The organism is Pontibacter sp. HSC-14F20, from assembly GCF_019599265.1.
Taxonomy (GTDB): Bacteria; Bacteroidota; Bacteroidia; order Cytophagales; family Hymenobacteraceae; genus Pontibacter.
In genome coordinates this window covers 490,946-507,298 of the sequence record NZ_JAHZTC010000001.1, presented here as the reverse complement: position 1 = coordinate 507,298, position 16,353 = coordinate 490,946, and the positions used below count along the sequence as shown (strand labels likewise).

Annotated in this window: 13 protein-coding genes; 11 read left to right on the top strand and 2 right to left on the bottom strand. The window is 48.3% G+C overall.

Going from position 1 to position 16,353, the window contains the following annotated elements; all coding sequences use genetic code 11:
- Nucleotides 1-17 precede the first annotated feature (17 nt).
- The 9 genes from K3G39_RS02290 to groL all read left to right on the top strand — a co-directional run bounded on the left by K3G39_RS02290 (nt 18) and on the right by groL (nt 10,183).
- Nucleotides 18-1,496 (top strand): DUF3808 domain-containing protein, encoded by a 1,479-nt coding sequence (locus K3G39_RS02290; RefSeq protein WP_255593781.1) that lies wholly within the window; start codon nt 18-20, stop codon nt 1,494-1,496.
- A gap of 4 nt (nt 1,497-1,500) precedes the next feature.
- Nucleotides 1,501-2,796 carry an anthranilate synthase component I family protein gene (locus K3G39_RS02285; RefSeq protein ID WP_220624529.1) on the top strand — a complete coding sequence of 432 codons (1,296 nt, stop codon included), beginning with the start codon at nt 1,501-1,503 and terminating at the stop codon, nt 2,794-2,796.
- 90 nt (nt 2,797-2,886) lie between these two features.
- Entirely contained in the window at nt 2,887-4,326 is a 1,440-nt protein-coding gene (miaB, locus tag K3G39_RS02280; RefSeq protein ID WP_220624528.1) for a tRNA (N6-isopentenyl adenosine(37)-C2)-methylthiotransferase MiaB, read from the top strand.
- A gap of 89 nt (nt 4,327-4,415) precedes the next feature.
- Entirely contained in the window at nt 4,416-5,693 is a 1,278-nt protein-coding gene (locus tag K3G39_RS02275; RefSeq protein WP_220624527.1) for a sigma-54-dependent Fis family transcriptional regulator, read from the top strand.
- Entirely contained in the window at nt 5,677-6,201 is a 525-nt protein-coding gene (locus K3G39_RS02270) for an LptE family protein (protein WP_255593777.1), read from the top strand. Before K3G39_RS02275 ends, K3G39_RS02270 begins: the two co-directional genes overlap by 17 nt.
- A 32-nt stretch (nt 6,202-6,233) precedes the next feature.
- A complete protein-coding gene (locus tag K3G39_RS02265) occupies nt 6,234-7,586 on the top strand; it encodes a hypothetical protein (RefSeq protein ID WP_220624526.1) in 1,353 nt (450 codons plus the stop codon).
- A 1-nt stretch (nt 7,587) separates the two neighbouring features.
- Nucleotides 7,588-7,968, top strand: a complete 381-nt coding sequence (gene secG / locus K3G39_RS02260) for a preprotein translocase subunit SecG (protein ID WP_220624525.1) — start codon at nt 7,588-7,590, stop codon at nt 7,966-7,968.
- Nucleotides 7,969-8,219: 251 nt separating this feature from the next.
- A complete protein-coding gene (groES, locus tag K3G39_RS02255) occupies nt 8,220-8,510 on the top strand; it encodes a co-chaperone GroES (protein ID WP_116542610.1) in 291 nt (96 codons plus the stop codon).
- Nucleotides 8,511-8,545: 35 nt separating this feature from the next.
- Entirely contained in the window at nt 8,546-10,183 is a 1,638-nt protein-coding gene (gene groL, locus K3G39_RS02250) for a chaperonin GroEL (RefSeq protein ID WP_220624524.1), read from the top strand.
- Nucleotides 10,184-10,267: 84 nt separating this feature from the next.
- Here groL and K3G39_RS02245 read toward each other — a convergent pair whose 3' ends face one another.
- Nucleotides 10,268-10,864 carry a hypothetical protein gene (locus tag K3G39_RS02245; RefSeq protein WP_220624523.1) on the bottom strand — a complete coding sequence of 199 codons (597 nt, stop codon included), beginning with the start codon at nt 10,862-10,864 and terminating at the stop codon, nt 10,268-10,270.
- Between the two features lie 170 nt (nt 10,865-11,034).
- Nucleotides 11,035-12,621: a peptide MFS transporter gene (locus K3G39_RS02240; RefSeq protein ID WP_220624522.1), complete on the bottom strand. Its 1,587-nt coding sequence runs from the start codon at nt 12,619-12,621 to the stop codon at nt 11,035-11,037.
- Between the two features lie 207 nt (nt 12,622-12,828).
- Between K3G39_RS02240 and pckA the strand changes: the two genes are divergently transcribed.
- Nucleotides 12,829-14,445: a phosphoenolpyruvate carboxykinase (ATP) gene (gene pckA / locus K3G39_RS02235; RefSeq protein ID WP_220624521.1), complete on the top strand. Its 1,617-nt coding sequence runs from the start codon at nt 12,829-12,831 to the stop codon at nt 14,443-14,445.
- A gap of 145 nt (nt 14,446-14,590) precedes the next feature.
- Nucleotides 14,591-16,066 (top strand): IS1182 family transposase, encoded by a 1,476-nt coding sequence (locus K3G39_RS02230; protein ID WP_220624617.1) that lies wholly within the window; start codon nt 14,591-14,593, stop codon nt 16,064-16,066.
- Nucleotides 16,067-16,353: the final 287 nt, after the last annotated feature.

The window sequence follows — 16,353 nt, the reverse complement described above, 5'->3', positions numbered from 1 at the left end:
ATACATACTTAAAAAGGATGGCGTTTGCCCATCCTTTTTTTTTGTTGCTATACATGTGCTCCCCTATACCTTCACAGGCAGCCTCGGTCTACAGTCCCGCCGTGCGTCAGGCCTATGAAGCAAGCATCAGCCTGCGCATTCCGGAAGGTCGCCGTCTGATTCAGCAGGAACTCTTATATAACCCTGGCAATGCTGCCGCCCTCCTGATCGCCAACCAGCAGGACTTTCTCACCTGGGCCATTCAACAAAATCCGGAGGTATACGCAGGTATACTGGCACGGCAGGAAAAGCGATTGCAGCAGCTCAGCAGTCTGACAGATAATTCCGTGTGGGTAGGCTATGCCCTGGCTGAAGTGCGACTACAGATTGCTTTAAGTAAATTGCTGCAAGGTAATAAACTAGGCGCCGCCTGGGATTTACGGCAGGCATACCTGCAATACACTGCCAACTCCCGGCTCTACCCTGATTTCCTGCCAAACCGCAAAACACTGGGTGCCCTGCAGGTGCTCATCGGCTCCGTGCCTGATTCCTACCGCGTGCTGCTCAACATCATTGGCATGCAGGGCAGTATCAAAACAGGTATGGCCAACCTGAAAGCTGCTGCTACTAAAAGCAATCCATTTCAGGAAGAAGCGCAGCTTCTGCTGGCCTTGCTGCAGCATCTAGTGAATCCGGAGGCAAATGATGTTGCCGCTGAAGCTGTTTTAAAACTTAGCAGACAGTCTCCTGATAATCTCCTGTTTAGCTTCGCTGCCATGCATGTGCTCAAAAAAACACGTAAAAGTGACGTAGCTTTGCAGGTATACCTAGACCGGCCGCAGCAAACGGGCTACCTGGCTTTCCCATACCTGCATCACATGGCGGCAGACCTATACCTCTACAAAGGCGATTTCAGCAACTCCGTTAAATCAAATCAATTGTTTCTGTCACAGCACAAAGGGGAGCACTATCTAAAGGCAGCAAACTACAAGTTATACCTGGCCCATTGGCTGGGCGGACAAGGGCAACAGGCAGAGAAGCACCACAACCAAATAACACAGCAAGGCCGGACTGAAATGGATGAAGATGCCTATGCTGCCCGTTTTGTGAAAGAACAGTCCCAGCCTAATCGCTACCTGATGCTGGCCCGTTTGCAGTATGATGGTGGCTATTATCAGGAGGCACTACAGGTCATAAACAAGATGCCACTCAGGCCCGAGACTATACCTGCTGAACGGGCCGAGTACTTCTATCGGAAAGCCCGCATCCACCATAGCATGGAGAATCTGCCAGAAGCCAAGCGCTATTATGAGCAGGCCATTGAGTCAAGCCAGCACACGAGTTTGTATTTTGCGCCATATGCTGCCTTGCAATTAGGGTATATTTACCAGGAAGAGCAAAAACCCCAGACCGCCAGACAATGGTATACCAAAGCACTGTCTTACAAAGGGCATACCTACAAAAACAGCATAGACGGCAAAGCCAAACTGGCACTTCAGACACTTAAAAAGCTGTAAACCCATGGCCTATACCTTCACCATACCCATACCTGATCTGCCGGTCCCGCTTGCTATTTTTCGTCGAAAGGCGCTGGCCTGGGCGCAGCAGTTTCCACTTGTTGCCAGCTATACCTCCAATGGCATCCCCTATCCTTATGATGGTTTTGATGAACTGATCGCTGTTTCAGGTAGTGAACCCATCCAGTGGGAGCAAGAACATGTATTCGAGGAACTGCAGGAGAAATTAGGAAAGCAGCAGCAACTCTGGTGTGGTTATCTGGGCTATGACCTCAAGAATCAGGTGGAGAAACTGAGCAGTCGAAATAAAGATGAAGTAGGCTTTCCAGAAATTTTCTTCTTTGAGCCTGAGTTATACCTGTACTTTGAGCGAGACCATCTAACAATCTATAGCAAAGATGATAATACTCGAGACGATTTACAACAAATACTAGCGACTCCTATACCAGAAGATTTTCATATTTCCCCGCTTCAGCTGCAGCAACGGGTACAAAAGGAAGAGTATATCCGGCATGTAGAACGGGTGCGGGACTATATTCGGGATGGGGAGGTATACGAACTGAATTACTGCATGGAGTTTTACGCCGAAGAAGCGAAGCTTTCGCCTTTACCACTATACTTGCAGCTCAATGCCCTTTCCCCCACTCCTTTTTCTGGTTTCCTTAAATACGGCGAGCTATACCTGCTTTGTGCTTCACCGGAACGCTTTCTGAAAAAAGAAGGCCGAAAGCTGATCTCGCAGCCTATCAAAGGCACCATCCGGCGCGGCACTACGCCCGAAGAGGACCAGCAACTACAAAACCAGCTGCGCCACGACGAGAAGGAACTGGCCGAGAACATGATGATTGTGGATCTGGTTCGTAATGACCTGCGCCGCTCTTGTGCTACGGGCACGATTCAGGTAGAAGAAATGTTCGGTATTTACGGCTTTCGGCAGGTCTCGCAAATGATCTCCACGATCACCGGAGATTTGCGGCCTGAGAGTGGCATTGCTGATGCGCTGAAGGGAGCTTTCCCGATGGGCAGTATGACGGGTGCCCCTAAGATTCGGGCGATGGAACTGATTGAGGAACTCGAAGTAACCAAACGGGGCCTTTATTCAGGGGCTTTTGGGTACCTGAAACCTAACCAGGATTTCGATTTCAATGTCGTGATCCGAAGTCTGCAGTACAATGCCGCAACAGGTTACCTGTCCTTCATGGTAGGCAGCGCCATTACTTACGACTCTATACCTGAACAGGAGTACGAAGAGTGCCTGCTTAAAGCGCAAGGTATACGGAAAGCTCTGGGGCTGGAATAAGTCATCAGATTTAAAGAAATCCTCTGCCATTCTGTCACGTTTTAAAGCGGATTATAGTATATTTGCACCTCCTAAGAGATTTTTTGAAGCATGGATCCAATCATAGATTTAGATTTTATAGATAATCGTACACCGGAGCAGGCTACAGCCGCCGCTTCCTGCGATACCAAAGTGACGGCTGAAACCAATACCGGTAAGTCCCGCAAACTATACATCGAGAGTTACGGCTGCCAGATGAACTTCTCTGACAGTGAGATCGTATCGTCGATCATGTTTGAGCAGGGCTTTGACACTACAGCTCATATTGAACAGGCAGATGTGGTTTTCCTGAATACCTGTTCCATCCGCGAGAAGGCCGAAACCACTGTACGCAACCGTCTGGGTCAGATCAACTATTTCAAGAAGAAGAAGCCCGAAATGGTGATTGGTATACTGGGTTGTATGGCCGAGCGACTGAAAAAATCACTGTTGGAAGAGGAAAAGATCGTGGACCTGGTAGTAGGCCCTGATGCTTACCGAGACCTGCCCAACCTGATCAGTGAAGTAGATGGCGGACAAAAGGCGGTGAACGTGCTGCTTTCCCGTGAAGAAACCTATGCCGATATCAACCCGATCCGCCTGAACAGCAACGGAGTAAGTGCTTTTATCTCGATCATGCGTGGTTGCGACAACATGTGCTCGTTCTGCGTGGTACCCTTTACCCGCGGTCGTGAGCGCTCGCGCGATGCCCACTCGATTGTACGTGAAGCTGAAGCACTGGTGGTTCAAGGATATAAGGAGGTTACTCTCCTGGGCCAGAATGTGGACTCTTACAAATGGGCTTCAGAAGACGGCACAGAAAGTGTAAACTTCGCCCAACTGCTTGAAATGGTAGCAAAACTTAGCCCGACAATGCGCGTGCGTTTCTCTACCTCCCACCCCAAAGACATTACAGATGAAGTGTTGTATACCATGAAAAAATACGACAACATCTGCAAATACATTCACCTGCCAGCGCAGAGCGGTAATTCTCGTGTGCTGGAATTGATGAACCGTACCTATGATCGCGGCTGGTACCTGAACCGCGTGGATGCGATCCGTGCCATACTGGGCGAAGACTGCGGCATCTCTTCCGACATGATTGCGGGTTTCTGCTCCGAAACCGAGGAAGAGCATCAGGATACGCTTTCGCTGATGGATTATGTGCAGTACGACTACTCCTACATGTTCTTCTATTCTGAACGCCCAGGAACGTTGGCTGCCCGCAAACTAGAAGATGACATTCCGCTGGAAGTAAAGAAACGTCGCCTGGCCGAGATCATCGAAAAGCAGCGCGAATGCTCCCTGAACCGCAACAAGCGCGACGTAGGGCGTGTTCACCGCGTGCTAGTAGAAGGCTTCTCCAAGAAATCTGACCAGCAGTTGAGCGGACGTAATGACCAGAACAAAGTGGTGATCTTCGACAAGAAGCATTACCAGAAAGGAGACTACGTGAATGTATTCGTCAACGACTGCTCCGTAGGCACCCTTTTCGGCGAAGCGGTTGATTAGATTTGGGGATTTGAAGACGTAAGTGATTGAAGTTTAATTCCTTATATCATCTCTAATTTCCACATTTCCAAATCTTCTAATTAGATAAGATGCGCAACATCGATATACAGAGTATTAAACAGCGCTTTGGCATCATTGGCAATTCACACTTGCTCAATTATGCCATACAGGTGGCGGCACAGGTGGCTCCTACCGACATGACAGTGTTGATTACAGGAGAAAGTGGCAGTGGTAAGGAGTCTTTCTCCAAGATCATTCACCAACTTAGTCCGCGCAAACACGGACAGTTTATTGCCATCAACTGCGGTGCTATACCTGAAGGCACCATCGACTCGGAGCTGTTTGGTCACGAAAAGGGCTCATTTACAGGCGCCACCGATACACGCAAAGGCTACTTTGAGGTAACGGACGGCGGCACGATCTTTCTGGATGAGATTGGTGAAATGCCACTCGGCACACAGGCCCGTCTGCTGCGCGTGCTCGAAAACGGGGAGTTTATTAAAGTAGGTTCCTCGAAAGTACAGAAAACGGATGTGCGTGTAGTAGCTGCCACCAATGTGAACCTGATCAATGCCGTGGAGAAAGGCCGTTTCCGTGAAGATTTGTATTACCGCTTAAATACAGTTCCGATTACTGTTCCGCCTTTGCGTGAACGCGGTGAGGATATTTACCTCTTATTCAGAAAATTTGCCTCTGACTTTGCAGAGCGCTATCGTGTTAAATCCATTACCTTGACGCCGGATGCAGTGGAGGAACTGCTGAGCTTCCGCTTTCCGGGTAACATCCGTCAGCTAAAAAATATTGTGGAGCAGATTTCGGTGCTGGAGTATGACCGCGAACTGGACGCCGCCAAGTTGCGACACTACCTTCCACGAGAACAGGGTGGTAGTCAGGTGCCGGCGCTGCTGGCAAAAGAGCCGGGCGCTGACCAGTCGTTCTCGGAGCGCGACCTGCTCTATAAAGTGCTTTTCGACATGCGCCGCGACGTGTCGGAGCTCAAAAAACTGGTTTTTGAACTTATGACCCGACAGCCCGGTGATGGCGAATTACTTAAGGAACACAGTCATCTATTTGAGAACTTAGAACAGGTGAATCATGTGCGCGCTTACAAGAGCACGGAGCAGCCTGAACCTTATTACCTTCCTGTGCAGCAGCCACGCAGCGAGGAGTATGACGAGGACGAACCTGTGGAAGACATTTCGCACGAAACCGAGGAAGAAGGCCTGTCGCTGGAGTCGATGGAAAAAGAAATGATCCTGAAAGCACTCAAAAAGCACAACAATAAACGGAAATACGCCGCCAACGACCTGGGTATTTCGGAAAGAACACTGTACCGCAAACTGAAGCAATATGATATCGAGAACTAAAAGCCTAATCCTGAGCCTGACTGTGCTGGTAGCATTGTGCTGCAACGCCTGTGGAGTCTATTCATTTACTGGCACTTCCATTTCCCCTGATATCAGAACCATCTCGATTCAGAACTTTGAAAACAGTGCCGGCGAAGGCCCTTCTAACCTGACGCAGGTGGTTACCAACAGCTTCAAAAATTACTACCAACGCAACACCAACCTGACTGTTTTACAGCGCGACGGCGATTTGCAATTAGAGGGACAGATCGTTACTTTTACACTGACGCCAAACGCAGTTCAGCGTGACGGGAATATTGATCAGGCCACGCTGAACCGCCTGACGTTGGGTATTCAGATTCGCTTTACGAATGCCAAAGATCCGGAACAGGATTTTGATCAGCAATTCACGATCACCGAGGAGTTTCCTCCAACCGTGGATATCACAAATATTCCGCCAGCGGCTATCGACCGCATGACCGAGCGCCTTGTGGCCGATGTGTTTAACAAGACAGTTGCCAACTGGTAGTCAATAAGAAGCTTCATTACCCTTAACCTTACATGAATAAATCTGCCTTTCTTAAACTGATTAAGCAGGTGTCCGACATTTCTGACCAGCAGCAAAGTGAGCTGGAGCAGGTGGCGGCCGCCTTCCCATATTGCCAGACGGCCCATTTGCTGCTGGCAAAGTCAGCTTATGACAAAGGCAGCATGCTCTCTACGCAGCGCCTGCGCAGGGCTTCAGCCTATGCTACAGACCGCCAACTGCTGAAGCGCCTGATATACGCCTCTCCTGTGCTGGAATCCGTTTATACTGAGGAGGAAGAAAACATAGCACTAGCAGAAGAAACAGAATCTATACCTGTAGAAGATTTAATAACGGAGGAGGCAGACACCTCAATTGACTTAGATCAAACCATAACAGAGCCTGCTGAAACAGTTGACGCTATACCCAATGCAGAGGAACCTATATCAGAAGAATCATTGGATGATGTATACAGTCCTGCTCCGGTAGAAGAGAGTCCATACTTGCCAGATGATTCGGCCGAAGAGGAAACAGAAACACCTGATGCAGAAATAGATTCGGAGCTTGCCTTACTGTTTACCTTTAACAGCATCAGCTCATCTTCCACCGACTTGCTACGTGAGCGAGATGAAGAAGAAAACGCTGCAGAGATAGCGGTTGAAACGGAATATCCGCACCATGCTGAAGCAGCCCAGGTACTGCAAGACTTAGAGGATGTTCATGAAGAAGAAAGCGAGCCATTTGCAGCAGATTCTTTTATTGAACATGAGGCTATACCTGATGAACAAACTGAAATTACACAGGTAGAGCTCACTCTTGCCGCATTGCCAGCTGCAGAAACAGAGGACGAACTTTACGCTGAAGAAACTGAGGAAGAGCAACAAGCTAGCGACGAAGATGCTCAGATCAACTATTCGTTTGACGAGATCGACCGACTGTATGCTGAAGACGCATTGGGCTATTGGATGGGCTCCAGCCGCATGGGCGAGGTACTGCAATTGAAAGATGACTATACCCGGACTCGCCCTCAAAGTTTCCATCCGGAACTGATCTTAGAGTATAGCAAAACCCACGAGCTCGAAAAAGCGATCCAGCCCACCGCTCATGTGCTGAGCAAACAGCTCGACATTATTGATCAGTTCCTCAAGCTCAATCCGAGGCTCAAAACCATGGCCAGCCTGAAGTTAAAGCCTGAGCCACAGGAAGATTTATCACTCAAGAGCTCTAAAATAAAGAAAGGCATGGCTTCCGAAAGCCTGGCTAACATCTTTATAAAGCAAGGAAAGCCAAAAAAGGCTGTTAAAATTTATGAACAGCTTATTTTGAAATATCCGGAAAAAAAGTCTTACTTTGCCGAACAGATCGAGAAATTACAAAACATAACATAAAATGTATATCGCCCTAATCAGTATCATTCTCTTTATTTGCGTACTTCTTATTTTAGTCGTACTTGCTCAAAACCCTAAAGGAGGCGGACTCTCAAGCCAGTTTGGCGGAGGTGGTGCCAGCCAGCTGATGGGCGTAAAGCGCACAGGCGACCTGCTTGAAAAACTGACATGGGGTTTCGCCATTGCGTTGGTAGTATTGACGCTTGGTACACACATGATGATCGATACCAGTGCTGATACAACCATACGCAGCGTAAACGAAGAACGTGCCCGCCAGATGGGTACTCCGGCAGCTCCTGCCCTCCCTGGGGCTGAGTCTGAAGGCGACATGTCGATTCCTGACGCAGCTGATATACCTACTATGACAGACACTGCCCAGTAGCAGTAACTTTATACCTGAGAAAGCCGGCCTCTAAAGCCGGCTTTTTTGTTTTGCTGCCGCCTATCTGTCACTAGTTGCTGACAGTTCGCTTATACCTGACACAAACTGACATTTTTGTCAGACACTGGGTAGCCGAAAGCTGCTAAAATGGCTCAAATTGGCAGAAAAACGGCCTTGGCACAGGAAATGATAGGGACAGTATGGTTTCAACGTTATATCATTAACCACAAAAACTAAAAACATAACAAACTATGTCAATCAGCATTAAACCATTAGCAGACAGAGTAATTGTAGCTCCTGCTGCAGCAGAAGAAAAAACGAAGTCTGGTATCATCATTCCGGACACTGCTAAAGAGAAGCCACAGCGCGGCGAGATTGTGGCTGTAGGCGAGGGCAAAGTATCTGAGCAAGGTGCTCTGATGAAGCCACAGGTTGCCGTTGGCGACCAGGTGTTGTATGGCAAGTATGCAGGTACCGAAATTTCCATCGACGGAAGCGATTACCTGATCATGCGTGAGTCAGATATCCTGGCTATTCTTTAATCTATCAATTTAATTAAAAACTAAGCAATATAACTATGGCTAAGAACATCACATTTGATGCTGAAGCTCGCCACAAAATTAAGTCTGGCGTTGACAAACTGGCAAATGCTGTAAAAGTTACCTTGGGTCCTAAAGGCCGCAACGTAATCATTGATAAGAAATTTGGTGCCCCTACGATCACAAAAGACGGTGTATCCGTAGCAAAAGAGATCGAGTTGAAAGACGCGATCGAGAACATGGGCGCCCAACTGGTAAAAGAAGTAGCCTCTAAAACAGCTGATCAGGCTGGTGATGGTACTACAACTGCCACTGTTTTGGCTCAGGCTATCTACACGGCTGGTATCAAGAACGTAGCTGCTGGTGCTAACCCAATGGACCTGAAGCGTGGTATTGACAAAGCGGTTCACGCTGTAGTTGAGAACCTGCGTTCGCAGTCTAAGAAAATCGAAAACTCTTCTGAGATCGCTCAGGTGGGTACTATCTCTGCTAACAACGACTCTGAGATCGGTAAAATGATTGCCGATGCGATGGACAAGGTTGGTAAAGACGGTGTGATCACGGTAGAAGAAGCAAAAGGTACTGAGACTGAAGTGAAAACTGTAGAAGGTATGCAGTTTGATCGTGGTTACCTCTCTCCTTACTTCGTGACGAACGCTGAGAAGATGGAAGCGGAGTTTGATAACCCTTATATCCTGATCTACGACAAGAAAGTTTCTACCATGAAGGAGTTGCTTCCAGTATTGGAGCAGGTTGTTCAGACTGGTAAAGGCCTGGTAATCGTTTCTGAAGATGTTGACGGTGAGGCGCTTGCTACCCTGGTAGTAAACAAACTGCGTGGTTCCCTGAAAATAGCGGCTGTAAAGGCTCCTGGCTTCGGTGACCGCAGAAAAGCTATGCTGGAAGACATTGCCATTCTGACAGGAGGTACTGTGATTTCTGAAGAGCGTGGCTATAAACTAGAGAACGCCACACTTGAGTACTTAGGTCAGGCAGAGAAAGTGATCATTGACAAAGACAACACTACCATCGTGAACGGTGCTGGTCAGAAAGATGATATCGTAGCACGTGTAAATCAGATTAAGTCTCAGATGGAGACAACAACATCTGACTACGACAAGGAGAAACTGCAGGAGCGTCTGGCTAAACTTTCTGGTGGTGTTGCTATCCTTTACATCGGTGCTTCTACTGAAGTAGAGATGAAAGAGAAGAAAGACCGTGTGGACGACGCGCTACACGCGACTAGAGCTGCCGTTGAAGAAGGTATAGTAGCAGGTGGTGGCGTTGCCCTGATCCGTGCGCTGGATGCCCTCAACAATGTAGATGTATACAATGCCGACGAGCAGACAGGTGTAAGCATTATCAAGACTGCACTTGAGTCTCCGCTTCGCACGATTGTAGCCAACGCAGGTGGCGAAGGTTCTGTAGTGGTACAAGCTGTGCGTGAAGGCAAAGCTGACTACGGCTACAATGCCCGCGACGACAAGTACGAGAACATGTTTGCGGCCGGTATCATCGACCCAACCAAGGTAACTCGTCTTGCTCTTGAGAATGCTGCTTCTATCGCTGGTCTGCTGCTTACTACTGAGTGTGTGGTATCAGAAGAGCCATCTGAAGAAGGTGGAGCACCAGCTGGCATGCCAGGTGGCATGGGCGGAATGGGCGGCATGATGTAATCGACTCCCATTATTTGAATATAACAAAGCCCCGGGCCTTCTGGTCCGGGGCTTTGTGCTTTTAATATATTCTTGGATTTATACCTAGAGTTCCCTGATGTTGATTGTAATATCATGCGGTGCCGTTTCGTCACCCCCGAAATATGGGTATAGCTGGTAATGGCTGCTCGCTGTGTTACAAGATCGTGGCAGTGCAACCTGCGTATCATTCACCTTAAAGATGTACCCCTTCTCTACCAGCGCTAACTCATATGTATTCGCTTGGCCGGGCTGCACGGAAGTAATATAGGCTGTGTTACGCTTTTTGTTGCTGTAGGTATAGGCGTGTATTTCCAGACGGCCTTCATACCAGCGCCAACCAAAACGGGCACTGTTGGTATGGTGATCGGTGTCGCAATCAGACAACCCGTATAGCTTATTGATATCTGCCTGGTTATTTGGAATAGCAGTATTATAAATAGCAGAACTGTCAAAAGTAGCTTCAAAGCGGATGGTAGTCGTATCGACAAGCCGGAATTGACTTTGACCCGTGTGACCGCCTTTTTTGATGGTATAAGTTGTGGCAGGCGGTTCTGGTATGTTGGAGTCTGTTTCAGTAAGGGTAGTTGTTTCTACCTCACAAGAGACAGCAATAAGTACAAGGGAGGCAGCTACAAAAAAGCGCCTGATAATAAATTGCATGTAAATAATAATATGGCTAATAGTTGAATTTTCACGTTAACACCAAGCCGCTATCGGTCAAGCAATTCAGTGCTAAATCAGAAATTTTCGCAATATCATAAATAGAACTATAAAATCAAAAAAGCCCGCACCAAAACAGGTGCGGGCTTTTTAATATAAGAATATTCAGATTAGTGGATACCGTGCATCCACTTACGCATGATCGGAGTCAGCAACAGCGCCAGAACTGCAAAACCGAAGGCCACATAAGCAATTTGTTCAAATACGCTTGTGTAAACCAGCAGAGAAGCCATACCTGTAGCAGCCTCACCCTCAGTACCACTTACGGCTGTCAGCTTAGCGATAAGACCAGCAATGTAGTGCGCGAAAGAAGATGACAGGAACCAGATACCCATGATAAAGGCCACGATCTTCTTCGGAGAAAGCTCTGTTACTTTAGAAAGACCTACCGGCGATACGAACAACTCACCCGTTGTGATGAACATATAACCTAGGATCAGGAACCAAATGGATACTCTACCTTCGGCATCGGCATAGTTAGCACTCCAGGCAAAAATCAGGAAACCTAAGCCTAGCTGCGCTATACCTAAAGCGAACTTAACAGGCGTGAATGGATTAACACGACGCTTGGATAGAAACACCCACATAGCCGAGAAAGGAAGGGCAAACAGGATGATAAAGAAAGGGTTGATCGAGTTAGTCTGCGCTGCGTTCATGAAGGTAAGGTTCACGTTACGCTCAGCAAACAGCGTGAGTGAAGAACCCGCCTGTTCAAAGAATGACCAGAAAACAGTGATGAAAAAGGTAAGTAAAATCACCACAAATAAGCGCTGACGCTCCACACTGTCCACTTTCACCAGATTATAAATTAAAACAAGGGCGATAACAGGAAGCAGGATGTAGTTCATCACAATGTGCATAATAGAACCATCAAAAACGGTTTCGCCAAAACCTGGCAGATCAAGCGTACCATTGAACAGCAGCAGACCGAAAACAGGAAGCGAAAGGAAGCTCAGAATCGAAATCCAGGCCTCTTTTGTGATACCGGCAACACGCTCCTTGATAACAGCTGGCTCCGGCGGAAGTCCATTGTTACCAAACACGCCGCTGCGTCCACCTTGCCAGAACATGATCAGACCGAGCAACATACCTACACCGGCAGCGCCGAAACCATAATGCCAGCCGTAAGTCATACCTAACCAACCACAAATGAGCGGTGCCACCATAGCGCCAATATTAATACCCATGTAGAAGATAGTGAAACCTGCATCGCGACGCGTATCACCCTCTTTGTAAAGAGTACCTACCATTGTTGAAATATTTGGCTTGAAAAAACCGTTACCTACAATCAAAAGGGCAAGGGAACCGTAGAAGAAAACTGGATGCTCAATGGCGAGCGCAAAGTGCCCTAATGCCATCAGAACGGCACCCAGCATAATGGCTTTGCGATAACCCAGGAGTCTGTCGGCAATCATACCACCAATTACAGGAGTGGCATAAACTAAGGCGCCATAAGCTGCGTAGATACCAATTGCGATCTCATCGCGGTTAGCGAATGACTCAAACAGGTTATTCACCATATAGAGCACCAAGAGAGCGCGCATGCCGTAGAAACTAAAGCGTTCCCAGAGTTCGGCAAAAAATAGATAAAAAAGCCCCTTCGGATGCCCGAACATTTCTGGTCCAGCCGGGTCAGCGCCAATCGGTGCGTTTTGCTCACTTACCTGGTCAGTAAGCGTATGATCTTGATAAGACATAGGGATTGTTAGTTGATTGTTTAGTTTAGCATACAAAGAAGGTAAATATATTGGTTTATACACTTACAGACAAATTTTTTTGGCGGAACGCCATTTGCAAACCTCTTTTTTAATTATAGCGACTAATCTTATTTTAATATCTAATATTTTATATTTTTGTATCACCGTTGTGAAACAAACAGTTCACTTAAAACCCTTTATTTTCAAATGAAAGAATCTGGTATAAAATCAGGTAAAGTAGGTCTGGAGAGCCTGGGCATCAAAGAAGCGAAAGAAGTGCTCTGGAACCTCACTCCTGCCGAGCTAGTGGAAGAGGCTCTGAAAAATGGCGAAGGCGTACTCACTGACACTGGCGCTCTGATGTGTGACACAGGCAAATTTACAGGTCGCTCTCCGAAGGACCGCTTTGTGGTGAAAGACGCCAAAACAGAAAACACCGTTTGGTGGGGCGACATCAACATTGCGTTCGATCCTGTGAAGTTCGACAGACTCTACGACAAAATGGTTGACTTCCTGAAAGATCGCCGCCTTTATGTGCGCGACGCTTATGCAGGTGCTCACCCCGACTATCGTCTCGACTTGCGCATCGTAAACACACAGGCCTGGCATAACCTCTTCTGCAACAATATGTTCCTGCGTCTTGAAAAAGAAGAGCTTAAAGACCACAACCCTAATTTCACCATCATCTGCGCCCCTGAATTTGAAGCTGATCCGGAAGTAGATGGCACACGTCAGGCTAACTTCGCGATCATCAACTTTACCCGCAACATCATCCTGATCGGTGGCACTGGCTACGCAGGCGAAATGAAGAAAGGGATCTTCGGTGTGCTGAACTATATCCTGCCGGAAGAGAAAAACACCTTGTCAATGCACTGTTCTGCCAACGTAGGCAATAATGGTGATACGGCTATCTTCTTTGGTTTGTCAGGTACCGGTAAGACTACTTTGTCAGCTGACCCGAACCGTGGTCTGATCGGTGACGATGAGCATGGTTGGACCTCCGACAGCGTATTTAACTTCGAAGGGGGTTGCTACGCCAAGGTAATTGACCTGACCCGTGAAAAAGAACCACAAATCTGGGATGCCATCAAGTTTGGCTCTATTGTAGAAAACACGCGCTTCATAGAAGGCACACGCACGGTAGATTACGAGAATAAGTCTGTTACAGAGAACACGCGTACAGCTTATCCAATTAATCACATCGACAACGCGGTAGAGCCATCCAGAGCTGATATTCCAAAAAATATCTTCTTCCTGACGGCTGATGCCTTTGGTGTATTGCCTCCAATCTCGAAGCTGAATACCAGCCAGGCCATGTACCACTTCATTTCTGGTTATACTGCGAAAGTGGCCGGGACTGAAGTAGGCATTACAGAGCCACAAACGACGTTCTCTGCTTGCTTTGGTGCTGCTTTCCTGCCGCTTCACCCAACCAAATATGCTGAGATGCTTGGCCAGAAGATGACCGAGAACAACGTAAATGTGTGGCTGGTAAACACAGGTTGGACAGGTGGTGCCTACGGTGTAGGCTCTCGCATGAAGCTGCCTTTTACCCGCGCCATGATCACAGCAGCACTAAACGGCGAGCTTGACAACGTGGAGTACACGAAGCATCCTATCTTCGGGGTAGAAATGCCAAACTCTTGCCCGAACGTTCCGGCCGAGATCCTGAACCCGCGTAATACTTGGACAAACAAAGAGGAGTACGATGCAAAGGCCACTGACCTGGCATCCAAGTTTGTGAAAAACTTCAGCAAGTATGCTGAATTTGCAAGCGAGGACATCCTGGCTGGTGCTCCCCATGTAGAAGTTTCTATCAATTAAGATACATTCAAACCTCAAAAAAAGCCTTCCTGCTAAAGCGGAGGGCACTGAAAAAGTCTCCGTGAAAACTGGAGAATTACAGGAGCAGGAATTAAGTTTTCTGCTCCTTTTTTCGTATCTCCTGGTGGAATCAGAGAGCATTCAGATGGTAGCGCAACAGCAACAAATTCAACCAAGCCCCTATTCAGGGCTCTATGATCTGATTGTCCCCCAGGACAATCTGCTTCGTAAAATCAACGACCTGATCGACTTCACTTTCATCTACGAGGAGCTGGCCAGTAAATACTGCACCACCAATGGCCGCAGGGCCGAAAGCCCGGTGCGCATGTTCAAGTACTTGTTGCTGAAGACGATTTACACCGTCTCCGATGTGGACGTGGTGGAGCGCTCGCGCTACGATATGTCCTTCAAATACTTTCTCGAGCTCTCGCCCGAGGAGGCTCTGATCAACCCCAGCTCCCTGACCAAGTTCCGCAAGCTCCGCTTAAAGGACACCGACCTGCTGAACCTTCTGATCAGCAAGACGGTCGCCATTGCCCTTGAAAAGGGCATCATCAAGTCCCACTCCCTTATCGTGGACGCCACCCACTCGCTCTCCAGGTCAAATCCACAATCCGCCCTGGAGGTGCTCAGAGAACGCTCAAGGCTGCTGCGCAAAGCCCTTTGCAGCATCGATGAAGACATCAAGGGCCGCATGCCCGAACAGAATGACTCGGGCGGGTTGGAAGAGCAGCTGGCTTACTGCCGCAGGCTTGAAAAGCTCGTTGAAGCGGACCAGGCGCTGTGCGTGATTCCCGCCGTCAGAGAGAAGCTCAACCTGCTCAGGGAAACGGTGGAGGATACCCAGGAGAGCCATACGCTCTCCAAAGACACGGATGCCAGGACGGGCCATAAATCGGCTGACAGCAGCTTCTTTGGCTACAAGACGCACCTGGCCATGACAGCGCATCTGGCCATGACAGAGGAGCGCATCATTGCCGCCGCCCTTGTCACCTCGGGCGAAAAAGGCGATGGCCCGCAACTGCCAGAGCTTCTGCAAATAAGCCGCGCCAATGGCCTTCAGGTGGACACCATCATCGGCGATGCGGCCTATTCAGGCAAGGAAAACCTCAAGCTCCAGGACAAGGAGGGCCGCAGTCTAAAGCTGGTGGCCAAACTCAACCCTGTCATCAGCCAGGGCACCCGAAAGGAGGAAGCCAGGTTTGAGTATAACAAAGACGCTGCTATGTTTGTATGCCCTGCCGGGCATATGGCCATGCGAAAGGCACGTCAGGGGAAAAAGAACCGTGGCAAGAACCAGGCAACCGTCTACTACTTTGACGTTCAAAAATGCAGGAGCTGCCCCTTAAAAGAGGGTTGCTACAAACCAGGAGCCAAGTCAAAAACCTATGCCGTGACCATCAAGTCGCCTATCCATGTGGAGCAGCAGGCCTTTCAACAGACAGCCTACTTCAAGGAGAAGACCAGGGAGCGCTATAAAATAGAAGCCAAGAACAGCGAGCTCAAAAACGTCCATGGCTATGGCAGGGCCATCTCCTATGGCATCACCAGCATGCAGCTGCAGGGAGCGCTGGCCATCTTCACAGTAAACCTGAAGCGAATCCTCAAACTAAGCGCTTAAGCCTCGGGAATTCCCCACAAAACCGCCCAGGCGCCCTTCCTTTCCGACCCTACACACAATTGAAAGTCCGATTGGCTATACAAGTGATCGTTCGGTTGGCCAGCACAACTTCTGATAATAAGAGAAGCGATCAGGTAAAAACATGGTTTTACCTGATCGCTTCTAAGGGTTGCTCCTAAATGAGGGACTTTTTCAGTGCCCTCGCTAAAGCGGGAAGGCTTTTTTTATGAAAGCCAATCTGTTTCCTTGTTTTAAAATTGACTACATTCGTATACCTGTAGCAGGCT

Bases quoted from the DNA above. Each gene is read 5' to 3' on its own strand.
- miaB (WP_220624528.1), top strand. From the start codon at position 2,887: ATGGATCCAATCATAGATTTAGATTTTATAGATAATCGTACACCGGAG.
- secG (WP_220624525.1), top strand. From the start codon at position 7,588: ATGTATATCGCCCTAATCAGTATCATTCTCTTTATTTGCGTACTTCTT.
- K3G39_RS02290 (WP_255593781.1), top strand. From the start codon at position 18: ATGGCGTTTGCCCATCCTTTTTTTTTGTTGCTATACATGTGCTCCCCT.
- groL (WP_220624524.1), top strand. From the start codon at position 8,546: ATGGCTAAGAACATCACATTTGATGCTGAAGCTCGCCACAAAATTAAG.
- pckA (WP_220624521.1), top strand. From the start codon at position 12,829: ATGAAAGAATCTGGTATAAAATCAGGTAAAGTAGGTCTGGAGAGCCTG.
- K3G39_RS02265 (WP_220624526.1), top strand. From the start codon at position 6,234: ATGAATAAATCTGCCTTTCTTAAACTGATTAAGCAGGTGTCCGACATT.
- groES (WP_116542610.1), top strand. From the start codon at position 8,220: ATGTCAATCAGCATTAAACCATTAGCAGACAGAGTAATTGTAGCTCCT.
- K3G39_RS02270 (WP_255593777.1), top strand. From the start codon at position 5,677: ATGATATCGAGAACTAAAAGCCTAATCCTGAGCCTGACTGTGCTGGTA.
- K3G39_RS02245 (WP_220624523.1), bottom strand. From the start codon at position 10,864: ATGCAATTTATTATCAGGCGCTTTTTTGTAGCTGCCTCCCTTGTACTT.
- K3G39_RS02285 (WP_220624529.1), top strand. From the start codon at position 1,501: ATGGCCTATACCTTCACCATACCCATACCTGATCTGCCGGTCCCGCTT.
- K3G39_RS02275 (WP_220624527.1), top strand. From the start codon at position 4,416: ATGCGCAACATCGATATACAGAGTATTAAACAGCGCTTTGGCATCATT.
- K3G39_RS02240 (WP_220624522.1), bottom strand. From the start codon at position 12,621: ATGTCTTATCAAGATCATACGCTTACTGACCAGGTAAGTGAGCAAAAC.
- K3G39_RS02230 (WP_220624617.1), top strand. From the start codon at position 14,591: ATGGTAGCGCAACAGCAACAAATTCAACCAAGCCCCTATTCAGGGCTC.